Annotated in this window: 23 protein-coding genes; 3 read left to right on the top strand and 20 right to left on the bottom strand. The window is 34.2% G+C overall.

Annotated elements, in window-relative coordinates:
* Positions 1–20 precede the first annotated feature (20 nt).
* Positions 21–1319 (top strand): sensor histidine kinase, encoded by a 1299-nt coding sequence (locus CBP76_RS08000; RefSeq protein ID WP_166667227.1) that lies wholly within the window; start codon positions 21–23, stop codon positions 1317–1319.
* Positions 1320–2069 carry a response regulator transcription factor gene (locus CBP76_RS07995; RefSeq protein WP_102196378.1) on the top strand — a complete coding sequence of 250 codons (750 nt, stop codon included), beginning with the start codon at positions 1320–1322 and terminating at the stop codon, positions 2067–2069.
* A gap of 113 nt (positions 2070–2182) precedes the next feature.
* On the opposite strand, the gene CBP76_RS07990 is transcribed toward CBP76_RS07995, so the two are convergent.
* The 18 genes from CBP76_RS07990 to rbsD form a co-directional block, all read right to left on the bottom strand.
* A complete protein-coding gene (locus CBP76_RS07990; RefSeq protein ID WP_102196377.1) occupies positions 2183–2395 on the bottom strand; it encodes a helix-turn-helix domain-containing protein in 213 nt (70 codons plus the stop codon).
* A gap of 91 nt (positions 2396–2486) precedes the next feature.
* On the bottom strand, positions 2487–2678 hold the full coding sequence (locus CBP76_RS07985) for a hypothetical protein (protein ID WP_102196376.1): 192 nt from the start codon (positions 2676–2678) through the stop codon (positions 2487–2489).
* 13 nt (positions 2679–2691) lie between these two features.
* Complete coding sequence (rlmD, locus tag CBP76_RS07980) at positions 2692–4053, bottom strand: 23S rRNA (uracil(1939)-C(5))-methyltransferase RlmD (protein ID WP_102196375.1); 1362 nt, start codon at positions 4051–4053, stop codon at positions 2692–2694.
* Between the two features lie 59 nt (positions 4054–4112).
* Positions 4113–5117 carry a diacylglycerol kinase gene (locus CBP76_RS07975; RefSeq protein ID WP_102196374.1) on the bottom strand — a complete coding sequence of 335 codons (1005 nt, stop codon included), beginning with the start codon at positions 5115–5117 and terminating at the stop codon, positions 4113–4115.
* 12 nt (positions 5118–5129) lie between these two features.
* Positions 5130–6560 (bottom strand): Asp-tRNA(Asn)/Glu-tRNA(Gln) amidotransferase subunit GatB, encoded by a 1431-nt coding sequence (gene gatB, locus CBP76_RS07970; protein ID WP_102196373.1) that lies wholly within the window; start codon positions 6558–6560, stop codon positions 5130–5132.
* Positions 6560–8017: an Asp-tRNA(Asn)/Glu-tRNA(Gln) amidotransferase subunit GatA gene (gatA, locus tag CBP76_RS07965; protein ID WP_102196372.1), complete on the bottom strand. Its 1458-nt coding sequence runs from the start codon at positions 8015–8017 to the stop codon at positions 6560–6562. Before gatA ends, gatB begins: the two co-directional genes overlap by 1 nt.
* Positions 8017–8316, bottom strand: coding sequence for an Asp-tRNA(Asn)/Glu-tRNA(Gln) amidotransferase subunit GatC (gene gatC / locus CBP76_RS07960; RefSeq protein ID WP_102196371.1), 300 nt, complete (start codon positions 8314–8316; stop codon positions 8017–8019). The genes gatA and gatC overlap by 1 nt, the downstream gene beginning before the upstream one ends.
* Before the next feature lie 12 nt (positions 8317–8328).
* Complete coding sequence (locus CBP76_RS07955) at positions 8329–9462, bottom strand: CamS family sex pheromone protein (protein WP_102196370.1); 1134 nt, start codon at positions 9460–9462, stop codon at positions 8329–8331.
* A gap of 10 nt (positions 9463–9472) precedes the next feature.
* Positions 9473–11491, bottom strand: coding sequence for an NAD-dependent DNA ligase LigA (ligA, locus tag CBP76_RS07950; protein WP_102196369.1), 2019 nt, complete (start codon positions 11489–11491; stop codon positions 9473–9475).
* An 11-nt stretch (positions 11492–11502) separates the two neighbouring features.
* Positions 11503–13731 (bottom strand): DNA helicase PcrA, encoded by a 2229-nt coding sequence (gene pcrA / locus CBP76_RS07945; RefSeq protein ID WP_102196386.1) that lies wholly within the window; start codon positions 13729–13731, stop codon positions 11503–11505.
* Positions 13732–14042: 311 nt separating this feature from the next.
* Complete coding sequence (purB, locus tag CBP76_RS07940; RefSeq protein WP_102196368.1) at positions 14043–15338, bottom strand: adenylosuccinate lyase; 1296 nt, start codon at positions 15336–15338, stop codon at positions 14043–14045.
* 3 nt (positions 15339–15341) lie between these two features.
* Positions 15342–16472: an ATP-grasp domain-containing protein gene (locus tag CBP76_RS07935; RefSeq protein WP_102196367.1), complete on the bottom strand. Its 1131-nt coding sequence runs from the start codon at positions 16470–16472 to the stop codon at positions 15342–15344.
* Positions 16473–16493: 21 nt separating this feature from the next.
* Entirely contained in the window at positions 16494–17075 is a 582-nt protein-coding gene (locus CBP76_RS07930) for a xanthine phosphoribosyltransferase (protein ID WP_102196366.1), read from the bottom strand.
* A 51-nt stretch (positions 17076–17126) separates the two neighbouring features.
* On the bottom strand, positions 17127–17771 hold the full coding sequence (locus tag CBP76_RS07925) for a glycoside hydrolase family 73 protein (RefSeq protein ID WP_102196365.1): 645 nt from the start codon (positions 17769–17771) through the stop codon (positions 17127–17129).
* Between the two features lie 97 nt (positions 17772–17868).
* Positions 17869–19068, bottom strand: a complete 1200-nt coding sequence (locus tag CBP76_RS07920; RefSeq protein ID WP_102196364.1) for an MFS transporter — start codon at positions 19066–19068, stop codon at positions 17869–17871.
* A gap of 144 nt (positions 19069–19212) precedes the next feature.
* Positions 19213–19413 (bottom strand): cold-shock protein, encoded by a 201-nt coding sequence (locus CBP76_RS07915; RefSeq protein ID WP_057867290.1) that lies wholly within the window; start codon positions 19411–19413, stop codon positions 19213–19215.
* A gap of 188 nt (positions 19414–19601) precedes the next feature.
* On the bottom strand, positions 19602–20510 hold the full coding sequence (gene rbsK / locus CBP76_RS07910; RefSeq protein WP_102196363.1) for a ribokinase: 909 nt from the start codon (positions 20508–20510) through the stop codon (positions 19602–19604).
* 12 nt (positions 20511–20522) lie between these two features.
* Positions 20523–20918 carry a D-ribose pyranase gene (gene rbsD / locus CBP76_RS07905; protein WP_102196362.1) on the bottom strand — a complete coding sequence of 132 codons (396 nt, stop codon included), beginning with the start codon at positions 20916–20918 and terminating at the stop codon, positions 20523–20525.
* A gap of 174 nt (positions 20919–21092) precedes the next feature.
* On the opposite strand from rbsD, the gene CBP76_RS07900 reads away from it, so the two are divergent.
* Positions 21093–22499, top strand: coding sequence for a hypothetical protein (locus tag CBP76_RS07900; RefSeq protein ID WP_102196361.1), 1407 nt, complete (start codon positions 21093–21095; stop codon positions 22497–22499).
* Between the two features lie 50 nt (positions 22500–22549).
* On the opposite strand, the gene CBP76_RS07895 is transcribed toward CBP76_RS07900, so the two are convergent.
* Both CBP76_RS07895 and CBP76_RS07890 read right to left on the bottom strand, forming a co-directional pair.
* Positions 22550–24751 carry a MucBP domain-containing protein gene (locus tag CBP76_RS07895; RefSeq protein ID WP_166667226.1) on the bottom strand — a complete coding sequence of 734 codons (2202 nt, stop codon included), beginning with the start codon at positions 24749–24751 and terminating at the stop codon, positions 22550–22552.
* A 450-nt stretch (positions 24752–25201) separates the two neighbouring features.
* Complete coding sequence (locus tag CBP76_RS07890; protein WP_102196359.1) at positions 25202–25423, bottom strand: hypothetical protein; 222 nt, start codon at positions 25421–25423, stop codon at positions 25202–25204.
* Positions 25424–25532 lie beyond the last annotated feature (109 nt).

Here is a 25532-nt window from a genome sequence, read left to right as displayed (position 1 = left end):
TGGCGGCAAATTTTTTTGTATTGTTCTCAATACTACAGTTACACCGCTACTTTTTAAAATTATTTGATATAAAGCACTTAATATCCGACATGACCCTTTCGGTAACGTTTGGTTATGTTGGATTATTTTTTGATGACATTTTTATTTTATTTTTGATTTGTTTCGTACTTTTAGTAAATTGGTTATTTTCTAAAAATCATCATTTGAATAATCTAAAATCTATCTCGCTAATAATGGCCGCTAATGTGGAAACAGTTCTATTCAGTTTAGGGACATACACCGCACGTATTATATTTTTTATGGTTAACAATGATTGGAAATTACGTATCCTAGAAGAACTCCAGCAGAATTTTATAATTACATCATTGATAATTAATATAATTTACTTGGCCATATTCTTATTATTTGCGGAAAAAAATCGTGAAAAGACCATTAAACTCTGGATTCAAATTGAACAATATCATCTTGGAAAACGTGTTTTTAGTATTTCGTTTAGTGTATTCTTAGCCTTTATGGTTATTTTGTCGATTAGTGATTTTCAATCAGTTACGGCTACAATTCAAGCAATAATTCTATCGTTCTTTACTATTATTTTAATTGTTACTTATCGTCAACTTGTTTTCTTTGTCCAAACAATTGCAATTCAAAAAGAGTCTCAAGAGGAAATTCTCTATAATAAACAGTTAAACGAATATTTGACCAGTGTTCACCAACAATATACTGAACTAAGAAAATTTAAACATGACTTTCAAAATATTATGCTTTCAATGAAACCAATAGTTGATAAAAGCGATTCAGTCGAGTTAAAAAATTATTATAGAGACATTTTAAAAGAACAAACTGAACTATCCAAAATTTCAGAAGGAAATATTTCGCAAATCAATACTATCAATAGTGATACTATTCGGGGTTTGATTATTCAAAAGTTTTTTATAGCTAAGAGTAAAAAAATCGAATTTAATTTGGAACTAACTCAAGACAGCTACTATTTTAAACAAGATACTTTAATAATTGTCAGAATATTAGGTATCCTATTGGATAATGCCTTCGAATATGTGCAAACAATAAATGATAAAGAGGTCACTTGTGCAATTGTTCAATCAAACAACACTACGGAAATAACAATTGATAATCCTATTAAACAGGATCTAGATTTTAAAAAAATTTTTAAAAATGGCTATACTACTAAAGAAAATCACTCTGGTTTTGGTTTGGCCAACGTTCGTCAATTAATAACTGAATCTGATAATCTTTATTTAGAGACTAAAATCATACATAACCACTTGATGATGACGCTTATTATTGTAGGAGGTGATTGAATGTTTCCAGTTTATTTATTGGAAGATAACAGTATCCAGCGTCAGAAATATGCTGAATTCATCAAAAATGGCATCCTAATCAATGATGCTGACTTAGAGTTAAAATCCATCACAGGAACTGTAGAAGACTTCACAGCCGATTACATCCCTCAAAAACAAGGACTATACTTCTTAGATATGGAAATCCAAGATAACAAACTGGCAGGGTTAAATGTTGCTGAAAAGATTCGTCAAGATTCTCCATTAGCACAAATTGTTTTTATTACCACTCATGATGAACTTTCCTTAACAACGCTAGAAAGAAAAATTGCTCCAATGGATTATATTCTAAAAGATAAGGGTCTTGAGGAAATAAAACAAAGTATCACTAACGATATTGAATTGATGCAAAAAAATCTCCAATTGTACAGCCATTCTTCCAAAGATATACTTGATTATAAAATCGGTAGTCTTTTTTTCTCAATTGCCATGAATGATGTTATTATGCTTTATACTCAGAAAAATAATCCTGGCAGAATTTTTATTGTTACTAAGAATCAACTATCGGAGTTTAATGGCTCGCTCAATACATTTGAAAAGGATTACCCTAACCTCTTTCGTTGTAATCGCAGCTACTTAGTTAATTTGGAAAATTCTACAACTTACGATTGCCATTCCCGAGTATTATCTTTTATCGATGGTTCCAGTTGCGAAGTATCTTTTCGTAAGAATAAAGAATTAACCAAAATATTTTCTAATAAAAAAAATTAAGTATATAAATAGCCTGCATTGATTAATTACAAAATCAATACAGGCTATTTATTTTGGCCAATCAAGCCATAAATCACAAAACATACAACATTTATTTATCCTAGAAAACAGACTTATTTGCGACCAACTAATTGGTCCAAACTAACATTATAAACATCAGCAAAACGCATCATCATATAAATATCAGGAGTTCTAGTATTATGTTCATATTTGGAAATAGTTGTTATATCAACATGCAAAAGTCTAGAAACTTCTCGTTCAGATAAATTCCGTTGCTTTCGACAAAATCTCAAATTATCACCTAAGAAAAAATTTTCACGACTCATAATATTCCCTCAATTCTTACTTATAGAAATATTATATTTCACAAATAAGGAGCAAAACACAAAACACTTATGAACGTATCATTTTTTGCTATTAACGTACATTAACCAATAAACTTACACCATAAATTAACAGAAAAGCTGCAACTATCAAACTAACAGTTACGGCTATTAATGAAAACAATAATGGTCCAGTTTGTTTTTTTAGATTATCAAAATATTTTTTTGAAGCATGTATTTGCCAAATGCCTAGAAGAATAGATCCGAGTCCTAGAATTAAATTCATGTTAGATCATTTCCTATTTCTTTAATTTAAGTTGAGTCACACATTCAATATGATTAGTCATTGGGAACATATCAACTGGAGTAACATCCCCAATTTCATATGTATCATTCAATAATGACAAGTCACGTGCCAAGGTGGCAGGATTACAGCTAATATAAACGATTTTTTCTGGTCTAATGTTCTTCAATGAATCGATCAAAGAATTAGCCAAACCCTTACGTGGAGGATCGACCATTAAAACATCAACTGAAATATCATTCTTGGCCCATTCATCAAGAACATCTTCTGTCTTACCAACAACGAAGTCAGTGTTAGTAATGTTATTCAACTTGGCATTTTGATCAGCATCTTTAACTGCATCCTCAATAATCTCGATACCAGTGACGTGTTTAGCCTTATCTGCTAATGATAAACCAATAGTACCAATACCTGAATAAGCATCTACTACTTTTTCATTACCGGTCAATTCAGCCTCATCAATCGCTAATTGATATAAGTTTTGAGTTTGAACTGGATTTACTTGATAGAATGATCTGGGAGAAATTCGATATGTATGACCTAAGATCTTATCATCAATATACTTCTTACCACCAAGTAATGTCATTTTTTGACCCAAAATAACATTAGTATTCTTAGAATTAATATTTAGGTAAAGTGATTTAATTTCGGAATTAGCCAATATCTCATTAGTAATATCCTTATAGTGAGAAATATCAGGAGTTCTAGAAACTAATACCACCATCATCTCACCTGTAAAGTAGGCACGACGAACCATGATTGTTTTAATTTGTCCCTTTTGATTTTGTTCATCATATCCACGTACGTTATACTTACGTAAAATATCTCGAACACGAATAATTTCAGCATCAATCTTAGGATCTTGAATTAAAAAGTTTTCCATAGGGACAAGCTCATGCGAGCGACGACGATAAAAACCAGTAGTTAATTTACCGTTCACTTGGCGAACAGGGACCTGTGCTTTATTACGGTAATTAAATGGTGATTCCATCCCTAAAGTTTTATTGACAGTTACATCCTTAAGCCCCATTTTACTTAAATCAGTAACTACTTGGTCATGTTTGAATTCAAGTTGCTTATCATATTTCAAATGACTCAAGGGAGCAATTCCTGTTTGTGCATAAATGGCATCAATATCATGAACACGATACTGAGATTCCTTAATAATATCTAATGCCTTAGCAAATCCAAAATTCTTATTGATACGTGTTATTACAGCTTTAACTGTTTCACCTGGTAAAGCGTTGTCCACAAAGAGTGTAAAATCATCAACTTTGGCTACTCCTTTACCTTCATAAGACAGGTCTTCAATTTGTAATTCTACTTCTTGATTCTTTTTTAAATTTGGTTTATCCATTTTTCACCTATACATAGAAAAAAGAAGTGTCCAAAACTGATCCACTTCCCAATTCTTTTTTATTTATCTTCTTTTTTACTATCGAGATTTTTTTCTTCTTCAATAATTTTTTCGCCAGCATCTTTTTCACTCAAAGTTGATGTATCAATCGCCTTAAGCGGTATCGAATCAACGTTTGCATAAATATTAAGATGATTATGCAAATTATTAAAGAGCATTGGTGCATCGCCACCATATTCTCCATCAAGATTAACCATCAAGCGATTACTATCGTTTGCATGAACTGAAATCTTTTTGGTCTTAGTATAAATAACCTTTGGATTGTAAACATGGCGACCACCATTTAGTACTAAGGCAATCAAATGAACTAAATCTCTTAAATTAGTTTCTTTAACGATAATCAACGAGAAAGTTCCATCACCAATAACTGAATTAGGAGCAATTTGTTCCATACCACCAATCGAATTAGTCAAACCAATTAAGAACATTGTAGCTTTGCCGTCAAAAACGCCATCATCATATTCAATGTGCATATCAATTGGACTAACTCTTGGTAACATTTCTGCGCCCTTAACTAGATAAGCCAAATAACCAAGAATTGACTTATAAGCTGAAGGTACCTCATAGGTCAATTCGGTCATTGATCCACCACCAGCAATGTTGATGAAGTACTTTTTACCAGCTTGTCCAATATCAACTGGTAACTTTTGACCCTTCAATATTACCTTAGCAGCCTCAACTACATCGTCACGCGGTATCTTTAAGGCACGAGCATAGTCATTTGTGGTTCCAGCTGGAATAATTGCTAATTCTGGCCTCTTTTCAAGGTCGGCTATACCATTGACAACCTCATTAATAGTCCCGTCACCACCAGCAGCGACAATTAACTCAAATCCCTTTTTAGCAACTCGCCTAGCTTCATCTTTAGCTGAGTTTTTTTTCGGTGTCGTTCGATAAGCACTAGCCTCATAACCAGCTTTTTCAATAATATTCAAAATGTCTCCAACATTACTGTTCATGGTCTCATGGCCTGAAGTTGGATTATAAATAAGTCTAGCACGCATATCTTTCCCTCACTAACGACTCTTTAACTCTGCCATCAAAATCTTATTAACAACTTTAGGATTGGCTTGACCATGTGTTTGTTTCATGATTTGACCAACCAAGAAACCGACAGCACGGTCTTTACCATTTTTAAAGTCATCAATTGATTGTTGATTGTTATCAAGAATTTCTAAAATCATTGGCTTAAGAACATCAGGATCTGATTCTTGGACAAGTCCCTTAGACTTAACCCATTCTTCAGGTTCTGTACCATTAGAAATTGTTTCTTTAAAGACCTTCTTAGCAATCTTAGAAGAAATAGTTCCATTAGAAATCAAATTAATCATCTTAGCAAGATGTTCAGGTGTCAATTTTGTTTCTACCAAGCCAATTTTGTTTTCATTCATATATGCATTAACTTCACCCATCAACCAGTTAGAAACCAGTTTTGGATTAGCATCATATTTTACTGCTTCATCAAAGAAGTCAGACATTTCCTTTGTATCTGTAAGAACACCAGCATCATATTCAGGAATACCCAACTCATTGATATAACGATTACGTCTTGCAGCAGCTGTTTCAGGTAAGCTAGCCTTAATTTCCTCAACCCATGCAGGAGAGATTTCATAGTCTGGCAAATCTGGCTCTGGGAAATAGCGATAATCATCCGCACCAGATTTAACACGCATTAAGAATGTCTCGCCAGTCTTTTCATCAAAACGTCTTGTTTCTTGACCAATTGATCCACCCTGTTTAAGAATTGCAGCCTGACGTTTCTCTTCATAAGCAAGACCTAACTTGACATGATTAAATGAATTCAAGTTCTTTAACTCAACTTTAGTACCATACGTATCTGATCCAACTGGACGAATAGAAATATTGGTATCAACACGCATTGAACCTTCCTCCATCTTAACATCAGATGCGCCAGTAAATTGAATAATCTTACGAAGATTTTCTAGATATTGATAGGCTTCTTCTGGTGAATGCATATCAGGTTTTGAAACAATTTCAATTAGCGGTGTACCTTGACGATTCAAATCGACATAAGAAAATCCATTATTACCGTGAGTATTCTTACCGGCATCTTCTTCAACATGTAATTCCTCAATACCAATTTTTTTCTTTTCACCATCAACGTCAACTTCAATATAACCATCATGCCCCAATGGCTTATCTTGTTGTGTAATTTGGTAAGCTTTGGGATTATCTGGATAGAAATAGTTTTTACGATCAAAGTGTGTATGATTTTCAATATCGGCATTCAAAGCTAAACCGACCATTACACCTAGACGATAAGCATTTTTATTTACAGTTGGTAACGTCCCTGGAAAACCGAAGTCAATAACATTGGTATTGATATTAGATTCAGCACCATATGCAACGGGTGATGGACTGTACATTTTGGACTTCGTCTTTAATTCAACGTGAACTTCTAGTCCGATAGTTGTTTCAAAATTCATTAGTCTTCCCCCTTAAGTGCAGTTGGTATTTTTTCATAAAATTTATTTTCTTCTTGTAAAGCATAAGCTGCATTAAAGACAGATTGTTCGTCAAATGAACGTCCAATAATTTGTAATCCAACTGGCATACCATCAGCCAACCCAGCAGGTACAGACGCAGCTGGCAATCCTGCCAAATTAGCAGGGATCGTCAAGATATCATTCATATACATTGCCAATGGATCATCGACTTTTTCACCAATCTTAAATGCAGGAGTAGTTGTTGAAGGTCCCATGATTAAATCATAATCCTTCAAAACATTGTTCATTTCATTAATAAAAATGGTTCTTACTTGGGCAGCCTTCTTGAAGTAAGCATCGTAAGCACCAGCTGATAAGGCAAAAGTTCCCAACATAATACGACGTTTTACCTCATCACCAAATCCTTCAGATCTTGATTTGACAAATAATTCCTTAATATTCTTAACATCTTTAGCACGGAAACCATATCTAACACCATCGTATCTTTGAAGGTTAGATGAGGCCTCACTAGATGCTAAAACATAATAAACCTCGACCGCATGTTTCAAACTAGGAAGACTAACTTCTTCAACAGTAGCTCCCATTTCTTTATAAGCATCAAGAGCCTTATTAACATTTTCCAAAACTTCTGGATGAGTTCCTTCATGCCAGAATTCCTTAGGAACGGCAATTTTGACACCGTGCATATCCTTATTCAAATTAGCACGATAGTCTGGGACCTCTTTAGTTGAACTAGTTGAATCATGATCATCATGACCAGCAATAACAGACAATACAGCGGCAGAGTCTTCTACACGTTTTGACATAACACCAACCTGATCAAGACTTGATGCAAAGGCGATAACTCCCCAACGTGATACACGACCATAAGTTGGTTTAATACCAAAAATACCATTAAATGCAGAGGGCTGTCTGATTGAACCACCTGTATCAGTACCTAAAGCAGCAATAACCTCACCTGCAGCAACAGCAGCAGCTGAACCACCTGACGAACCACCAGGAACACGCGTGTGATCCCAAGCATTCACCGATGTACCAAAGTATGATGTTTCAGTAGATGAACCCATAGCAAACTCATCCAGATTAGTTTTACCAATATCAATTGCACCGGCATTTTCTAATTTTTCCAAAACAGTAGCACTGTATACGGGCATGAAATTGTAAAGAATTTTGCTTGCGGCAGTAGTCTTGATGCCCTTGCTAACAATATTATCCTTAATAGCAATTGGAATACCCGCTAATGGGCCATTGATACCTGTTTTATCAACTTTTTTGGCATCTTGATCTGCTTTATCATTGACAGTAATAAATGTATTTAATGATTCCTTATTAGCCTTAATTTTATCAAGTGATTGAGTTGTTAGATCTTCGGATGTTACCTCTTTGTTAACAAGTTTGTCATGCAAAGACGCAATTGTTTCGTTCATAATATCCACTATTCATCGTCCTCCTTGTCAACAATTGTTGGAACTTTAATAAGGTTATTTTCAGTTTCAGGAACGTTTTCAAGCATTTCTTCTCTAGTTTGAGTATGAATTCCCTTATCTTCACGGAAGACTGTATTTGTATCAGCCATATTGTATGTTGGTTCAATTCCGGTTGTATCAACTGATGATAGTTTGCTTTCCATATTCACAATCTTATCAAGTTGATTTACAAAACTATCAACTTCATCATCTTGGAATTTCAAATTTGCCAAAGCGGCAACGTGTAAAATTTCATCTTTTGAAATCATAAAATTCTCCTTTTAATCTGCATCATAAACGTGTGAATAGAATTTACCATTGGTACGCGTAACAACGGCTTGCTGTTCATCAACGGTTTGAATATTAATATCTAAATCTGCTCCTGAAGGTAAATACTTTTGTGCACTAGTTTGAACAAACTGTGTAAAACTAGTTACTTGAGCTAAACCATCAAATTGGGTATTAACTGTAATATCTAAAGATTTAAGGTCATTTCCATCATAGTGAGCTTGAGCTGTTACTCCTGAAAGATTAGGGAAATAATCTTGAATATGAGATTTGAAGTTAGAAAAGGCATCAGAATCACTACTATTGATAGCAGTATCACCATTAACAGTTGGCAACATTTGATTCTTATAGTTCAAATCGCTAAAGCTACCTAAATCCCCACTCTTACTTACTGAATATTGGAAATAGGTTCCACCAACCAAAGTATCCTCTGGAGCTACCGAATACAAACCAACAACTATTGGAATATTACCGACTTTACTATTTTTACGCAAGCGTTTAACTACTTCCTTAGCAATTCGTTGTCCCTGTTCTTTTTGTTCTTCAGTTGAAATGGTTGTTTTATACGTAGCACCATATTGTTTCTTTTGATAATAATCAATCTTATTCATCGCAATACCAATCGACATTCCAGCCAATTTATATTTTCCATCCTGTTTTTGAAGATAATCCTCTTCAAGCATTTGTTGGAAATACATAGGAGCACGTTTGTTAGCATCAGTTGACCCATTAGATGCGGGGTTCAAACCAGCAGAATTATTCTTACTTTTTCTGCCTAACCATTTGTTCACTGTACTAGCTGTTAAGACTTGACCCTCTTGGAAAACATATGAATTTGTCGAAAATTGTTTCTTGGACAAGCTCATCAAGCCGCTTTCAAAACTTCTGCTATTAAATTGATTACTATTATCAGCCGCAGTAAGACCTGAAATTGCACTCGTTTTATATTTTCCACCACTTAACAAAACATCGTAACTGCTTGAATCAGATGAAGATGTCGTCTGAACCGAGCTTTTGGATGACTCACCACCGCCAGATGATAAACTAGAATTTTGTAAATTACCACAGGCAGCTAGTAACAATGAGCACATTAGTAATAACGATGTAGTTTTTAAGAATTTTTTCAAAACTGTTCTCCTACTCTTTAGCATCATCTAAATAATCAGATAATGTTGCTTCATCAATAATCTGCGTTCCCAATTGTTGAGCTTTAGTCAATTTACTGCCGGCTTTTTCACCTGCAATTAAAATATCAGTTTTCTTTGTAACTGAACTGGTAACTTTAGCACCAAGATTTTCAAGTGTTTCAGACAATTGAGAACGTTTATAGTTCTGTAACGTTCCGGTTATAACAATTATTTTATCAGTAAAGTGACTATTTGTTTCATTATTATTAGAACTACCGACAAAATTCATATTAATATTTACTGATTTTAGTTCATTAATCAACTTTTTAACATCATCATTTGAAAAATAAGTCGAAATACTATCAGCAATTATCTCACCCATTGTATTTACTTCAAGGATTTCTTCTGTGGAAGCGGACATCAAATTATCTAAATTACCAAAATGTTCGGCTAAGATTCTACCTGCCTTAGCGCCAACATGTCTTATTCCTAATCCAAAAATCAATCGTTCAACTGAATTACTCTTGGAATTATCAATAGCCGTTAATAAATTGTTAATAGATTTTTCTTTAAAACCATCAAGTGTCGCCAAATCATCAGCTGTTAATTTATAAATATCTGCCACATCTTTTACTAATTCTTTAGTGTACAGCTGCTCAATAATTTTGGGCCCTAGACCATCAATATTCATTGCATTACGCGAAGCAAAATGTGTCAATTGTTCTTTAACTTGTGCCGGACATTTAGGATTAATACATCTGAGTGCGACCTCATCCTCTAAATGTATCAATTCAGAACCACAATATGGACAATGGGTGGGTATTTCTGCTGGAACTGAATCAATTGGTCGCTTGCTTAAAACAACTTGCGAAACTTCCGGAATTATATCGCCAGCTTTATGCAATAAAACTGTATCACCAACTCGAATATCTTTTTGACGGATCATATCTTCATTATGCAACGTAGCTCTAGCCACAGTTGTACCAGCTAAACTAACTGGGTCCATAACAGCCGTAGGTGTCAAAACCCCTGTTCTACCAATAGTCCAAGTAATTTCTCTAACAATTGACTCTGCTTGTTCAGGTGGGAATTTATAAGCAATTTCCCATCGTGGAACCTTAACCGTATTGCCCAATTCACGCTGAATGGCCAAATCATCAACTTTTAAAACAACACCGTCAATTCCATAATCCAGCTCATCACGCATTTCTCCAAAATGACTAATAAATTCCTTAACTCCCTTTAAACCAGTAGTTACTTGGGCAGTCGGATTAACGTTGAAGCCTAATTCTTTTAGAGTCTCCAATGCTCCATGTTGAGTAGTAACATTCAAGCCATCAAACGTTACGATCGTATACATAAAGGTATCCAGTTTTCTAGAAGCAGTTATTTTGGGATCAAGTTGACGTAAGCTTCCCGCAGCAGCATTTCTAGGGTTAGCGAAAACTTGCTGACCTTCATTCTCACGTTCTTGATTTAAACGTAAAAATTCTTTCTTTGACATAAAACATTCGCCACGGACCTCAATTGATAATGGTTGGCTTAATTTCTGAGGAATATCACTAATAGTTTTTACATTCTCCGTCACATTTTCACCAATTGTTCCGTTACCACGAGTAGAGCCTTGTACTAAGATACCATTTTCATAAATTAATGATAAAGATAAACCATCAATTTTTAATTCAACATTATAATCAACTTCATGTCCAACATTTTTTTCAATTCGTTGATTGAAATCTGCTAATTCTTCCTCAGAAAAAACATCGCCCATAGAAAGCATAGGTATTTCATGAGTTACCTTATTAAAATCAGGTAGAGTAACATCTCCAACCTCCTGAGAAGGAGAATCAGATGTTACTAATTCGGGATACATTTGTTCTAATTCTAATAAGCGATTATAGAGTTTATCATACACATTATCCTCTACAACTGGAGCATCTTTAGTGTAGTACGCTTCTCGCCATTCATCTAATTGTGGACGAATTTTCATTAATTCTTGATTAGCTTGTTCTTTTGTTAAATCGGCCATTTTTTCACCTCTTAATCAGTAACTTTTTTAATTGGTGCATATTCAGCAAGCAACCTTTTAACTCCTTCACTTTTGAAGGCTACATCCAACTCAGCATTTTTACCATCGCCGTTTACCTTAACGACAGTACCTTGTCCCCATTTTTTATGTTCAACTTTGTCACCAACACTCCAATGCAACTTTTCAGCACCTGAAGCACCTTTTGCTTTCAAAGTTGGTGATTGGAAACTCGCTGTTGTTGCAGCAACACGGCGGCGACGACTAAATGGTAAATCTCTTTCCTTTGGCCCACCGACATTACCAGCATTACTATTCACCCTATCAATTGCATCGTCTTTAATTTCTTCAATAAAACGTGAAGTAGCATTATTTTGAAGACGTCCGTAAAGCATACGACTAACAGCATTAGTCAAATACAAACGTTTTTCAGCACGTGTAATTCCAACATAAGCCAAACGACGTTCTTCTTCCAAATCGTCCTCTTTAAGTAAGGAGCGTCCCAATGGAAAAATACCTTCTTCCATACCAACTAAGAAAACAACCGGAAACTCTAGTCCCTTAGCAGCATGTAAAGTCATTAAGGTGATTTCTTGTTGATCTTCTTCAATCTCATCTTGATCACTTACTAATGATAATTCTGTCAAGAAAGTTGTTAAACGAGTCTCATCAACCTCTGGATCAGGTTCATATCCTTGATCAAACTGTGTTGTAACTGTTAATAATTCTTCAATATTTTCAATACGGGCTTGCGACTCAAGGTTATTTTGTTGTTTTAAATCTTCCACATAACCCGAATCCTCTAATAAGTGATCCATCAAAATGGTCATTGATTGATCTGTTGCTAATTTAGTTAAGTCATCAATAACCTTAGCAAATTCACCAATCGTCTTGCGTGGTCGTGCTGCCAGTGGTGACAGTTCAATATTTTCAGCTGCCTCTAATAATGACCATCCATGTTCATCCGCATATGCCTGTAATTTATCAATTGTTCCCGGTCCAATTCCTCGTTTAGGACTATTGATAACACGTTGAAAACTCATCGAATCATCATGGTTAGCCACTAAGCGCAAATAAGCCAAAATATCTTTAATTTCCTTACGATCATAAAACTTATGTCCACCAATAATCTTATATGGCATATTGGCTTGCATTAATTTCTCTTCAAAAGTACGTGATTGAGCATTAGTTCGATATAGGACAGCAAAATCTCCATAGTTGAAACCTTTCAATAAAAGGTTCTTGATTTGATCAACTACATACAAAGCCTCATCTGATTCATTTTGACCACGATAAAATTTAATTTTATCTCCATCATCATTATCAGTCCATAATTCCTTAGGCTTACGATTCCCGTTGTTATTGATAACTTCATTTGCTGCCTTAAGGATCGTCTTAGTTGATCGATAATTTTGTTCCAATTTAATGGTTGTTGCCTCAGGATAATCCTTCTCAAAGTTCATAATATTTTGAATATTAGCTCCACGCCAGCCATAAATACTCTGATCAGCATCACCTACAACACAAACATTTCGATACTTAGCACCCAACTGTTTGACTAATTTATATTGTGCTTCGTTTGTATCCTGATACTCATCAACATGAATATATTGGAATTTTTCTTGATACTTTTCCAAGACATCAGGACATTGATCAAATAATTCACTAGTCTGCATAATCAAATCATCAAAATCTAAAGAATTATTACGTTCCATTTCTTTAGCATAAGCATCATAAACGCCTGCAACAGTTTGCTCATATGGTGAAGCAGCCACTTTTGCATATTCAGCTGGTGTCTGTAATTCATTTTTAGCATTACTGATTGTTCCCAAAATTGCTCTGGGATCATAACGTTTAGGATCCAAGTTCATTCTCGTTAAAATATGCTTCATTAAAACACGTTGTTCCCCAGGATCAGCAATTGTAAACGTCTTAGGTTTACCCATCTTATCAATATCTCTTCTTAAAATTCTTACACAAAGAGAGTGAAAAGTTGATACCCAAACATCGTTTGCCGATTCATCAAGTAGTTTACCAATTCTTTCTTTCATTTCCTTAGCAGCCTTATTGGTAAAGGTAATTGCCAAAACATGCCAAGGCATAATATTTTTTTCTTCAATCAAAAAAGCCACGCGATGCGTTAACACCCTTGTTTTACCAGATCCAGCACCGGCCATGATCAAAAGTGGTCCTTCAGTAGCCTTAACTGCGTCTTGTTGCTCCGGGTTAAGACCTTTTAACATAGTATCGTCCAATTTATAAATCCCTCAAATCTTTGTGTAAAAAATTTTATTTGCAATGAAAAATAGCTGTTTATATTGTAGCAAATTTTTTGTCATAACGTGAACCAAACCGATAGAAGTTAATAGCTTTCATAAATGGCATAAACACTTATTTGTCGGCCTTTTTATAGCTACTTATATTCAACTTAAAGAACACGCTTACTATGCCTAAAAGACTGTCAAATAAGGCTAGATAGAACATTTGTTCATATTTTGAAAATAATCCGAAAAAAAATCTCAACTGAATTTTTCAGTTGAGATTTTTGATATTTCTATTCAAGACCGACACGTTTAAGAATTTCATCAACATTACGTAAATGCCAACTATAATCAAATGCATCGTCAAGATCTGCACCTGATAATTTATCAGTTACTCGAGAATCATTTTCTAACATTGTTCTGAAATCCTTCTTTTCATCCCAGGCCTTAGCCGTCATCGGTTGAACAATATCATAAGCTTGTTCTCGTGAATAACCTGCTTCAACTAATTTCAACAAAACTCGTTGTGAAAAAATTAATCCATGAGTAATATTCATATCTTCTAGCATTTTGTCAGGGAAAACGGTTAAATCTTTTGTTATTTTAGTGAATCTTCTCAAAATATAGTCTAACAACTCTGTCGTATCTGGAATAATTACTCGTTCAGCCGAACTGTGTGAGATATCCCGTTCATGCCACAAGGGAACATCTTCAAGTGCTGTAAAGGCATGGCCTCTAATGACACGAGCTAAGCCAGTAACATTCTCTGATCCAATCGGATTACGTTTGTGTGGCATAGCGGAAGATCCCTTTTGTCCAGCAGCAAAATATTCTTCTGCTTCACGAACTTCGGTTCTTTGAAGATGTCTAACCTCAAGTGCGAATCTTTCTACAGATGTAGCAATTAGGGCCATTGTTTGAATATATTCGGCATGTAGGTCACGTGGTAGTACTTGCGTTGAAATTTCTTGAGCACGAATACCCAATTTATCACAAACAAACTTTTCGACGCTGGTTGGAACATTGGCATAACTACCAACTGCTCCACTAATTTTACCTGCCTCTACACCCTTAGCAGCATGATCAAAACGTTCGATATCACGTTTAATCTCAGAATACCAATTAGCCAATACCAAACCAAAAGTTGTTGGTTCAGCATGAACACCATGGGTTCTACCGATCATTACTGTATCCTTATATTCTAGAGCCTTTTGGCCTACTACGGCTAAGAATTCATTTAAATCCTTACGAATAATATCATTAGCCTGCTTCATCAAATACCCATAAGCCGTATCAACAACATCTGTTGAGGTTAAGCCAAAATGAATCCATTTTTTCTCAGGTCCTAGGTATCTGGAAACATCTCTTGTGAAAGCAACTACGTCATGCTTAGTTTCTTTTTCGATTTCAGCAATCTCAGAAACATCAAACTTAGCGTTTTGAGCAATAAGCTTAGCATCTTCAGCAGGAATTTCCCCTAGCTTACTCCAGCCTTCAACGGCGGCAATTTCTACCTCAAGCCAGGCTTGAAATCTATTTTGGTCAGTCCAAATTGGTTTCATTTGTTCAGTTACATATCTATCAATCATGAATTATTCTACTCTCCAAATATTAGTTGTTAAGATATCATTTTTTAATTCTTCAACATCGTCTGAAAAAATCGAAATATATCCAACATCTCTGTCGGCTTGATTCTTAGCCTTAAAACCTGTGTAATAGTTAAATTTCCATTGTGCCTTTTCCTGAAGTAGATCCAAGCTCTGCGGCAAATTTCCTTCAATGATCTTTAATGTAGCCGCATTGACCATTGGGAATATTTCAGGAATTGGCCAATCACAAATCGCTCTAATATGTAATTCAAATTGTGAAATACCTGTAGCTTCTTGATAAACATTAGCAGAATAATTGATACCTGGGAAGATTCTTTTAACGTACAACACTCCTGATTGCGACAAGATAAACCCTATGCCAAAAATACCAACATAATCAATGTTCTCAGCCACCATTAATGCTACTCGTTGCATCTCAGCCTCAATATCTGGATCGTTCTTCTTATATATGAAAGAACTCATTAAATGATTTCCATCATAAATCTCTTGAATCATTGGGAAAGTATGTATTTTTTGATCTTTCCCTTTGCTGACCATGATAGAATACTCAGTTTGAGTATCAATCCAAGCTTCAAGAATATAAGTTCCGTCAAGCAATAATTTTTGAACACGTTCAACATCTTGATCATTGTACAAAATGTGACGTTTCAAGATTGATTGATTTTTTTGTATGGGTTTAAGAATACAAGGAAACCCAATCTCTTCAACTGCTTTTTTAACGTCATCAACCGTAACAATTGAAAAGAAAGGTGGGACATTAATATTTAAATCATTCAAAAAAGTTCGTTCAATATAACGATCTTGAACAATTTCCAACAAATCAGCACCTTGTGCAATATTGAAACTATCTGCCAACTGTTTTAACAACCCACTATCAAAATTTTCATCCATATACAAAAGGAGGTCACTTCTATGGCCCAATTCATTTAGATTATCTAGATTCTCTAATGTGCCAACTAAAAAACTATCAGCAGCCTGTGTTGCAATGTCCTTCTCCTCATCGGTCAAAAGCATGGTCCTGAATCCCATTCTCTTAGCTTCCAATTCAAGAATGTATGTTTCACTACCGCCACCAATTATGCCTAATGTTTTACCGGGCGCAATAAAAGTCATAATTCCACCTTCTAATTATTTCTAATCCTTCTCGTCTTCAAAAACAACTTGTCCATTTTCAAACGCTTTAATTCTAGCTAATGAATAAATTGGAGTACCAGATTTTTCAATTATTTGTCTTCCCTTTTGGAAAGATTTTTCAATAACAATACCAATTCCAGCAAGTGTTGCACCAGCGTCTTTGATAATTGTATCCAAGCCATTTACAGCCTGACCATTAGCCAAGAAATCATCAATAATCAAAACTTTATCAGTACTCGAAAGGTATCTCTTATCAATACTGATATGGTTGGATGTTTTTTTTGTAAATGAATAAACCTCAGACGTATAAAGATCATCAGTCAATGTAACGGATTTATGCTTTCTGGCAAAAACAACTGGTACTTGGAATTTCAATCCAGTCATAACAGCTGGTGCGATACCAGAAGATTCAACCGTTAGAATCTTATTAATTCCAGCATCTTTAAAATGATTGTAAAATTCCTCGCCCATTCTTTCCATTAACATTGGGTCAACTTGATGGTTCAAAAAACTATCAACTTTAAGCACATCTTTGCCTAAAACACGACCATCTTTTCTGATTCTTTCTTCTAATTCCTTCATTACGTTCTCCCCTATTTAATAGAATAATTAGAGTCTATCATACTTTGTTTTTTACTTGATACCTTGATCGTACTTTTTCAAATTATATTTTTGAATAATCCGAATAATTTTAGTCGTATAGCCTGGATCAGTCGCATATCCATCAGATTGTAATGCAACCGCTGCTTCAATATAATCCTTCGATTGTAAAACTTGCTTGTACTGTTGAGGATTCCAGGTTGTACCATTGACTAACAACTTTGTATGATCCTTCATGGATTCACGAAAATCCGAATAAACCCTAAAACGTCCATTAATAGTTATCCATTGACCATTAGTATATTCTTTTGTTTGTAAAACCTTAGTATTAGAAGGATCGTCACCCTTTATGCCAAAATAATTATTATACTGACTGGCTAAAGAGCTTGTACCCCAATCACTTTCAAGAATAGCTTGAGCAATCGTTATACTTGGCAAAACACCATATTCTTTACCTAATTCAACTGCGTATGGAGCAATTTTCTTAACGAATTGATTACGTTCTTGTTGAACCATTTCAACTTGTGTTTCACTTCTATATTGTACATATCTCCTATAGCCAAAGAAGCTGATAACAAAGACAGCGACAATCGCTAGTAAAATAAAAGTCGTATTATTTTTTTTGCTGCTCCTACGTCGAACTGGGCGACGATTTGTATATCTCCTCTTTTGTGGCAATTGATCTATTCCTTTTTAAATTTATTACTTTTAATTATAGCTGATAACTTTGAACTTTTTATGATTTGAAATATAAATTTAAAAAATGCTTAGATTATTAAACACTCTGTTTATATCGTTGTTGTTTTGAATAAGCTACCCAAGAAACAAAAGCTAGAATTTCTAACAATGCCGAAAATATAAAAATACTTTTATAACCAAAACTAGTTGCTATTAATGCAGCTAACATCGGACCTAAAACATTTCCAAATGCCTGTGCTGATTGATTATAACTGAAAACTCTTCCAAAAATAGAGTTAGGTACATTTTGTACAGTTAAAACTTGAATAGCTGGGATCAAAGCTGCATCTGAAATCCCTAAAATAAACCTCAATGCAATTAGTTCCCAAATATTCTGAACAAAACTAGTGAGAATTAAACAAAATATTGCTGAAGCTAAAAAAATCAGCATACTTTTTAAAGCACCAAGACGGTCAATCAAGGAACCGACAAACCCTGCCATCAAAATAGCAGCAAAACCAGGAGCTGCTGAAACGATTCCTGTAATTATAACTAAGTTATTACCGTCTGGATCAATCTCTCGGACCAGCAAACTAATCATAGGTGTAATTGCATTGGTTGTTGCTTGAATGGCTAAGAGCGAGCCAAACAAGGCAATAAAGAACCCCCAGCCAATCTTTTTCATCAAAGGAAGTGCTGGCTGTAATTCTTTTCTAGTAATAGGGGTAAAATCTTCTTTTACTCCTACTAACGTAGTCAAAAAAACTAACAGCATCAAGACACTAGTTACAAAGAAAGCCCCGCGATAACCAAACCAGGTTGCCAGTATCCCCCCAACCAATGGCCCAATTAAAGTACCAGTTATACTCCCAGTGACCAATTTGCTCATCACCCGCCCTTGTATCTTTTTAGGAGCTGAAACTGACATCAAAGCATTTGCATTATTAATATAGCCAGAAAATGCTCCCTGCAAAATACGAAAGACTAGCAAAAACCAAACATTTGGAGACAATCCAATCATAAAGATTGTAAAAGTCATCACCCCAGAGGCTCTTAAACACATTAACTTACGACCCTTTAAATCTGCCAATTTTCCCCATAATGGAGAAACTATTGCCTTACTCAAATAGGTTAAAGAAAAAGCCGCCGCACCAAGTAAATTAAGTTCTGCCTTATTGAAGTTTCCTAGCGTATCAATAAACAAGACAATAAAAGGCAATGTCATCGCATTGCCCATATCGGTTATTAAACTGCCCAACCATAAAATTCTAAAATTATTTTTCCAATTTGTTTGCATTTTATCCCTCAATCTTTATTAATAAGATTTAATGATAAACTTACAATGTTTAGTTAATGTTAATTTAATGTAAATTATTAAATAATTTTAGATACTAAAAAAAGCTAACTCTTTCGAGTTAGCTTTTTGCCAAAGTCTATTTAATTAGTCTTTGTTAACGTTTGAAGCTTGTGGGCCACGATCTGAATCTTCGATGTCGAATGTTACAGCTTGACCTTCTTCAAGTGTCTTGTAACCGTCACCTTGGATGGCTGAAAAGTGAACAAATACGTCACTACCATCTTCGCGTGTAATAAAACCATAGCCTTTTTCTGCGTTAAACCATTTAACTGTTCCGTGTTCCATGAGACTATTCCTCCTGATAACTAAAATATTTTTTGTGCATTATTTCGTGGTACATCATGGAAGAAAGTCTAAAATACGAAACATTCAAACCATTCGAACCATTCACCATTCAAAAATACAACTACTATATTAACATGCTTGACCAATTATTTCAATCTACTATTGCGTAAAGTTTCTTTTACAATTACCTAAAATTCAACATTTTTAATCAATGGGATCGAATTTTGAGCCCCTTGAGTTTGTACTGTAATAGATGATGCTTTGCTAGCAAATTTCATTGCTTCCTCGATATTACTTAAATCAGAACTAAGCTTAGATGCAAAGTATCCGATAAACGTATCACCAGCAGCTGTTGTATCAACAGTGTTAACCTTATAGGCCTTAACAAAACCATTCTTTTCATTTACTGAATAAAACGATCCATTAGCGCCGACAGTTATTATAACATTCTTTACGCCCAATGTATGCAATTTATTTGCAGCTTCCACCATTGATGGTTCATCCGTAACCTTGACTCCTGTGATTGCTTCGGCTTCAGTTTCGTTAGGAACGATGATATCAGTGAGTTTCAGAAGCTCTTCAGGAATATCGTTTTTGGCTGGAGCAGGGTTCAAAATTGTTAAAACATTATTTTCTTTAGCAATTCTAAACGCTTCAACTGAACTTTCAAGTGGTGTTTCAAATTGTGTTATTAAACAATCTGCTTGAGCAATGGTATCGGAAGCCCTTTTAATATCATCGGTCGTAATGGTTTGATTTGCTCCACCATAAATCAAAATACTGTTTTGACCCTTATCGTCTAATAATATATAGGCTTGTCCAGTTCCTGCTTGTTGGTCTCTAGTTACGTGATCAATATTCAAACCATCATTTTTAAATGTATCTATCATAAAATCAGCCGCATTGTCCTGACCAATCTTACCGATAAATGAAGTTTCTGCGCCTGCACGTACAGCGGCAATAGCTTGATTAGCGCCCTTACCTCCGCCAGCAGTAGAACGATCACTCATCGCCATCGTTTCGCCAGGTAAAGGTAGCCGGGAAATATTTAAAATAGTATCAACATTAATTGAACCTAATACAACAATTTTTTTCATATTTTAAATCCTCTAAAAAACTACTCCACTTTCAAGTAAAATGTTTGAGTACGGTGTTTCTTCACCTGTACGGATAAAGGCCTTAGTATTGCTCAAATCCTTTTTCATTTCTTCATGGGGAATAAACTCAATTGGTGTATCGCCAATCGCTTCTTTGATTGCAGCCAATTGACTAGGATTTTGAATTTTTATTTCTTCAGCTAAATAAACTTTTTGAACTTCTAATTCACTCAATACATTTTCAAGCACTTGAATAAAGCTTGGTAAGCCTGCTTCAACTGCCAAATCAATTTTTTCTGTATCTGATGGAACTGGCATCCCTGCATCACCTATTCCAATTGTATCGAAATGTCCCATTTGAGCAATAACTCTTGATATATTAGAATTTATGACTCTTGTTTTTTTCATGAAATCTTCACCTTTTTTCGTAATCGTTTGCAAAATTAATACTAACATTCACAATTATTTAAGTAAATATTTTGCAAATTCAACATTGTATAACATATGGTATTTATATTTCTATTGATTGAAAAGATGGTTAATTATATCCTTATATGTAGACATTTAAAAAGAGGACAAAACATGACAAAAACAGTAAAGCTCAGTTTTTATCTCATTATATTCATCATTTTCGGCCTAATAGGCACGTGGATGCCCTTGTTAGGGGATGATTTGCATTGGGGAACTTACTTTGGTAGCAACTATTTTCCTCAAGGAATATTTTTAAAATACGATGGACGTTATTTAGGTGACTTACTCGTTATTTTAATAACCAAATTTAAACCTGTAGCATTTTTGGCCTATGGCACATTTATGACAACTATTGTATTTTTAATTCAAAAGATACGAGAACAAATATCACCCACAATATCAATTGGATTAACCTCCTCGTCTCTAGCCACTATCTTTATTCTATTGATGCCCAAAGTAATTTTTAAGCAAATCTTAGGTTGGCATTCTGGTTTTGCCAACTACGTTCCTTCATTAATATTTCCATTATTTATGCTTTACTTAATACTAAAAAATTATAATAACAAAAACATTCATTATTATCGTACAAATTTATACTTAATTTTCTTCGCCTCTATAGCTGCTCAGTTTTTCGCTGAACACCTTACTCTTCTAAACGTATTTAATAGTATATTAGTTTGGATCTTCTTACGAAATCACTTTGGAAACAGTTTCAAAAATGTTCTTAATTCTATTGTTATTGGAAATATAATTGGAGCATTCCTAATGTTTATTAACGGAGCCTATCTAAAAATAATATTTGGATCGGACTCATACCGATCTTTAAAGGGATCATCCTCTTCTGATACAATGGTTAATTACATGAGAACTCAATTTACTCCCAAAACATTAATAGCTGTTAGTATAACTATTATCATATTTTCTTTGATAACCATTTTTTACTCATTAAAGATCAAAAATATTAAACAAAAAATAGCAAATTATTCATTACTATTATCAAGTTTCGTGGTAATTGCACCTTTTTTAGTTGTTTCACCATTTGGGGCAAGATGCATGTTTGCAACCTACATTTTCTTAACCACTATATTTATCATCAATTTTGATATATTAGTCAATTCATATAACAAATACATTATGCCAGTACTCATTTTAATTTCGTTTATACTTGGTATAAAAACCGATATGATCGCACATAATTATGGAAAAACATTTAATATGCAAATTCAATATTCGCTATACCAGAATAATAATGTAGATAGAAAGAATCAATATTTCTTACAATACAAAAACACTGATTATATCTGGCTTACAGCACCTATTCAAGATGACACAAACTTTGCTGAACTGTATGTCAAAAACAATAATCGTAATAAGATTCCAATTAATTACTACGATTGGACAGATGTCGTTGCCAAATTAAAAGATAAAAAATACAAGACTCAAAACGATTATATGAAAGCTTTCGATAAACAAATTTTAAAGAAAGTAAAACTTATTCAAGAAAAAAATCAAGCATAAAAAAGTGCTCTAAAGTTGCTAAATTCTAACAACTTTAGAACACTTTTTTGTTAACTAATTACTATACTTTGACTACTTATCCATTCATCAGTAGCAATATGATACATTTTAGTACCATTAATAACTGCATAACCATCAGTTTTCCATTTACTGTTTTTCGACAAAACACGGTCTAAAGCTACTCCCTTTGAATCATACAATTCAGAGTTGGAGACAACTTTTATTACTGTCAAAGAGGATAAAGAAACAAACTGTAGAGAATCCTTGACTGGCAAAAATTCATTAGTCGCAATTTGATAATAGTCGATCCCATCTAGGGAAACTATCTGACTATATTTCCATAAAGTATTAGGCTCCAAAGCACCAATCGGCTCACTATAAGCATTAAAAATCAAGGCCACATTATCAGTAGTTCTTGCAATTCCCGAAACATTTGACTTGGTTATACTATAGGAACTTGCTTCAACCAGTTGCTTATAACCAACCAGATAAAATAATTTACCATTAATAATAGCAGTGCCTTTGACTCCAATATTAATTAAATCTCTGTCCTCATTATTTTTACTATCAAGATAATGAATCTCTGCAACAATCCTGCTAGAATTTTTATTTTCTTTAACAGTATAACCAGAACCCTCTGATTCAATCTTTCTATACAATAAACTAATAGTTTGAGGGTTTTGTGTAAAGCTGCCCTTTAGCATCGCTACTGGACTGGTTAAAGTATATCCTGCTATTTTACTATTTGCCGTTATATCAAATGGATCGCCAATTTTATAACCGGTTACATTTGCAACCAAAGGACTTCCTTTGCTTAGAATTGGCTTTCCAGTGGCGTCCATATAATTTATCGTAACGTTTGGATGAGCCTGCCAAACAATTGGCTGCGCATTCATTAAAACAGTTCTAAAAATGGCATTTCCCAGTCTTTCGGTTATAACAGCATCGGGATTAGAACTATAAGCCCACCCCGCTTGACCATAATATAATATTTTGTTATTAGGATCAGGATTATTCAAGACATACTTATTGTTCCCTAAATTAGTTAAATTATCATTGGTTAAATCAGACTGCGGTACCGAATATGAAAAATGATATCTATCGGCTAAATCATTTCCTGCTGGGTCTAATAATTTAGGTGCTGTAAAAGATATCGGCTGACCAACTACTGCGTAAATAGGAGTAGGATTAGCTACTGTATTAGCTGCTGCAACAATCATCAATCTTGGAGCGGCATTCAGAGCTGGTTTCAATGGCGTAAAATCGGTAATACTTGATTGCCCAAGTTCAAGTAAGTTATTATTTAATCCATTATTAGCAAATTTATTAATTACCGGTGCTACCTCAGCTAATTTCTCATCATTTAAACCACTATTTGCTGAAATACTAGTATCACCGCTTAATTCTAAATAATTTGTTTTCGACAAATCAAATTTGGATAGTGGCTTCAAATCAACTATTTTAGCTCTAGGATCACTAAGATCACCTGCAATAACTAATTGATTAAAATTCAATTTCTCTAATGGTGTTAAATCTGAATTGGCTTGGGAATCAGAAGCAAGTTTAGCTTGAAACGCAATTTGAGCCTTTGAAGGCAATAATTGCAAATATTGCATCCCATTTAAACTTTCTATTGGTGTCGACTGCTGATTGGTCATAGAAGCCCCTGGTTGATTTTTATTTTGTAATTGATACGTAGAAACACTCACATCTATTAAAGTATTTTTAAAAGATTTAATATCACCAATGGTTATATTGTCAGATGGTTTTAAAGATAGTCCTGCTTTAACAACACTTCCCAGTAATGGATCAGTGAAATTAACTATTGTATTGTCCGTTATATTACTTGAGATAGCATATGGATTACTATTTTCTGTAGAAACTTCAGAACTTGGTTGAGTAGTACTTGGTTGATTGGTTAAAGGTTGCGTAGGTATTTTTAAGGTTTCACTCGATACCTTCAAATCAATATTAGATTGTGGGGAAATCTTTGCTGTCGTCACAGTGGATACTTTAGATTCAACTGTCTCTTTAGAATTAGCCATATTATCTTTGTCAATTGAGGTATTTGATGTAACTGTATTTCCTGTCTTAACCTCAGTATTATTCTGAATTGTTTTACTATCTGAAGTACTGGTAACAGTACTTGGTGAAGTGGCATCAGCCTTTACTGTTTCGCTTGATAGAGAAATTAGAATCAATGCAGAAAATAAAGTAACTCCTAATGACATATATTTATTATTCAATTGCATTTTAATCACCCTTCTTTTCTTTGGGGCAATAATAATTCCTTTAGAATGATATACCAAATAAAAAGATTTCCATATAGACCAGCAGTTAGTCCCTTTAGAGCAGGCCATAGCATACTGTGTCCGCACAGCCATACCATTTGTATCAAGAATAAATATTTAGAAAGCTATTAAATTGTAAATAGAACAAAAAAATACATGAAATAACCCTTTAAAGGTCGCTTCATGTATATTAATTTCACTTTTGGAAAAAGCTTCTTACAAAAACTGAATCAAAACAAAATCAAAAGATAGTACACTAGTACTTGTATTAAGGAACAACCTCATATATTAAATATATATTTAAATGCATTTGGCAGTGCACATAGAAATTAATATATACAAAATAAAAAGATATTCAAGGTCGGCATACCAAGAATACCCTTAGAGATTTAAATTCACACACAATTAAAATTAAATAGTAGCCTTAAAGCTTTGCTCTACAACATCGTACATGGCAACGTACTGATCAGTGGCAATACGCAAAAAAGGCATTCCGTTAGACGTATTTATTTCAGTATCTGTAGCCCATTTGGTTCCGGATGCTACGGATACGTCTGTTCTTTGTACTAAATTATGATCATATACTTTAACAGATTCATTTGCACCGTCCAATGACTGAACTTTAATAATCATTGGACGTTTTTTGTATGCAAAACCGTAAGCACCTAATAACCGACCGTCTATGATTTAGGCGGAATTCGAATTATGATTATCTCATCAAACATATTGGTGAGGTATTTTT

The organism is Companilactobacillus nuruki, from assembly GCF_002872255.1.
GTDB lineage: Bacteria > Bacillota > Bacilli > Lactobacillales > Lactobacillaceae > Companilactobacillus > Companilactobacillus nuruki.
This window is presented reverse-complemented; position numbering and strand designations above follow the sequence as displayed.

Bases quoted from the DNA above. Each gene is read 5' to 3' on its own strand.
- CBP76_RS07990 (WP_102196377.1), bottom strand. From the start codon at position 2,395: ATGAGTCGTGAAAATTTTTTCTTAGGTGATAATTTGAGATTTTGTCGA.
- CBP76_RS07890 (WP_102196359.1), bottom strand. From the start codon at position 25,423: ATGATTATTAAAGTTCAGTCATTGGACGGTGCAAATGAATCTGTTAAA.
- CBP76_RS07975 (WP_102196374.1), bottom strand. From the start codon at position 5,117: ATGCGTGCTAGACTTATTTATAATCCAACTTCAGGCCATGAGACCATG.
- CBP76_RS07895 (WP_166667226.1), bottom strand. From the start codon at position 24,751: ATGCAATTGAATAATAAATATATGTCATTAGGAGTTACTTTATTTTCT.
- gatC (WP_102196371.1), bottom strand. From the start codon at position 8,316: ATGATTTCAAAAGATGAAATTTTACACGTTGCCGCTTTGGCAAATTTG.
- pcrA (WP_102196386.1), bottom strand. From the start codon at position 13,731: ATGTTAAAAGGTCTTAACCCGGAGCAACAAGACGCAGTTAAGGCTACT.
- ligA (WP_102196369.1), bottom strand. From the start codon at position 11,491: ATGGCCGATTTAACAAAAGAACAAGCTAATCAAGAATTAATGAAAATT.
- CBP76_RS07920 (WP_102196364.1), bottom strand. From the start codon at position 19,068: ATGCAAACAAATTGGAAAAATAATTTTAGAATTTTATGGTTGGGCAGT.
- rbsK (WP_102196363.1), bottom strand. From the start codon at position 20,510: ATGAAAAAAATTGTTGTATTAGGTTCAATTAATGTTGATACTATTTTA.
- CBP76_RS07930 (WP_102196366.1), bottom strand. From the start codon at position 17,075: ATGAAGGAATTAGAAGAAAGAATCAGAAAAGATGGTCGTGTTTTAGGC.
- CBP76_RS07900 (WP_102196361.1), top strand. From the start codon at position 21,093: ATGACAAAAACAGTAAAGCTCAGTTTTTATCTCATTATATTCATCATT.
- CBP76_RS07915 (WP_057867290.1), bottom strand. From the start codon at position 19,413: ATGGAACACGGAACAGTTAAATGGTTTAACGCAGAAAAAGGCTATGGT.
- CBP76_RS07985 (WP_102196376.1), bottom strand. From the start codon at position 2,678: ATGAATTTAATTCTAGGACTCGGATCTATTCTTCTAGGCATTTGGCAA.
- gatB (WP_102196373.1), bottom strand. From the start codon at position 6,560: ATGAATTTTGAAACAACTATCGGACTAGAAGTTCACGTTGAATTAAAG.
- rbsD (WP_102196362.1), bottom strand. From the start codon at position 20,918: ATGAAAAAAACAAGAGTCATAAATTCTAATATATCAAGAGTTATTGCT.
- CBP76_RS07935 (WP_102196367.1), bottom strand. From the start codon at position 16,472: ATGACTTTTATTGCGCCCGGTAAAACATTAGGCATAATTGGTGGCGGT.
- purB (WP_102196368.1), bottom strand. From the start codon at position 15,338: ATGATTGATAGATATGTAACTGAACAAATGAAACCAATTTGGACTGAC.
- CBP76_RS07995 (WP_102196378.1), top strand. From the start codon at position 1,320: ATGTTTCCAGTTTATTTATTGGAAGATAACAGTATCCAGCGTCAGAAA.
- rlmD (WP_102196375.1), bottom strand. From the start codon at position 4,053: ATGGATAAACCAAATTTAAAAAAGAATCAAGAAGTAGAATTACAAATT.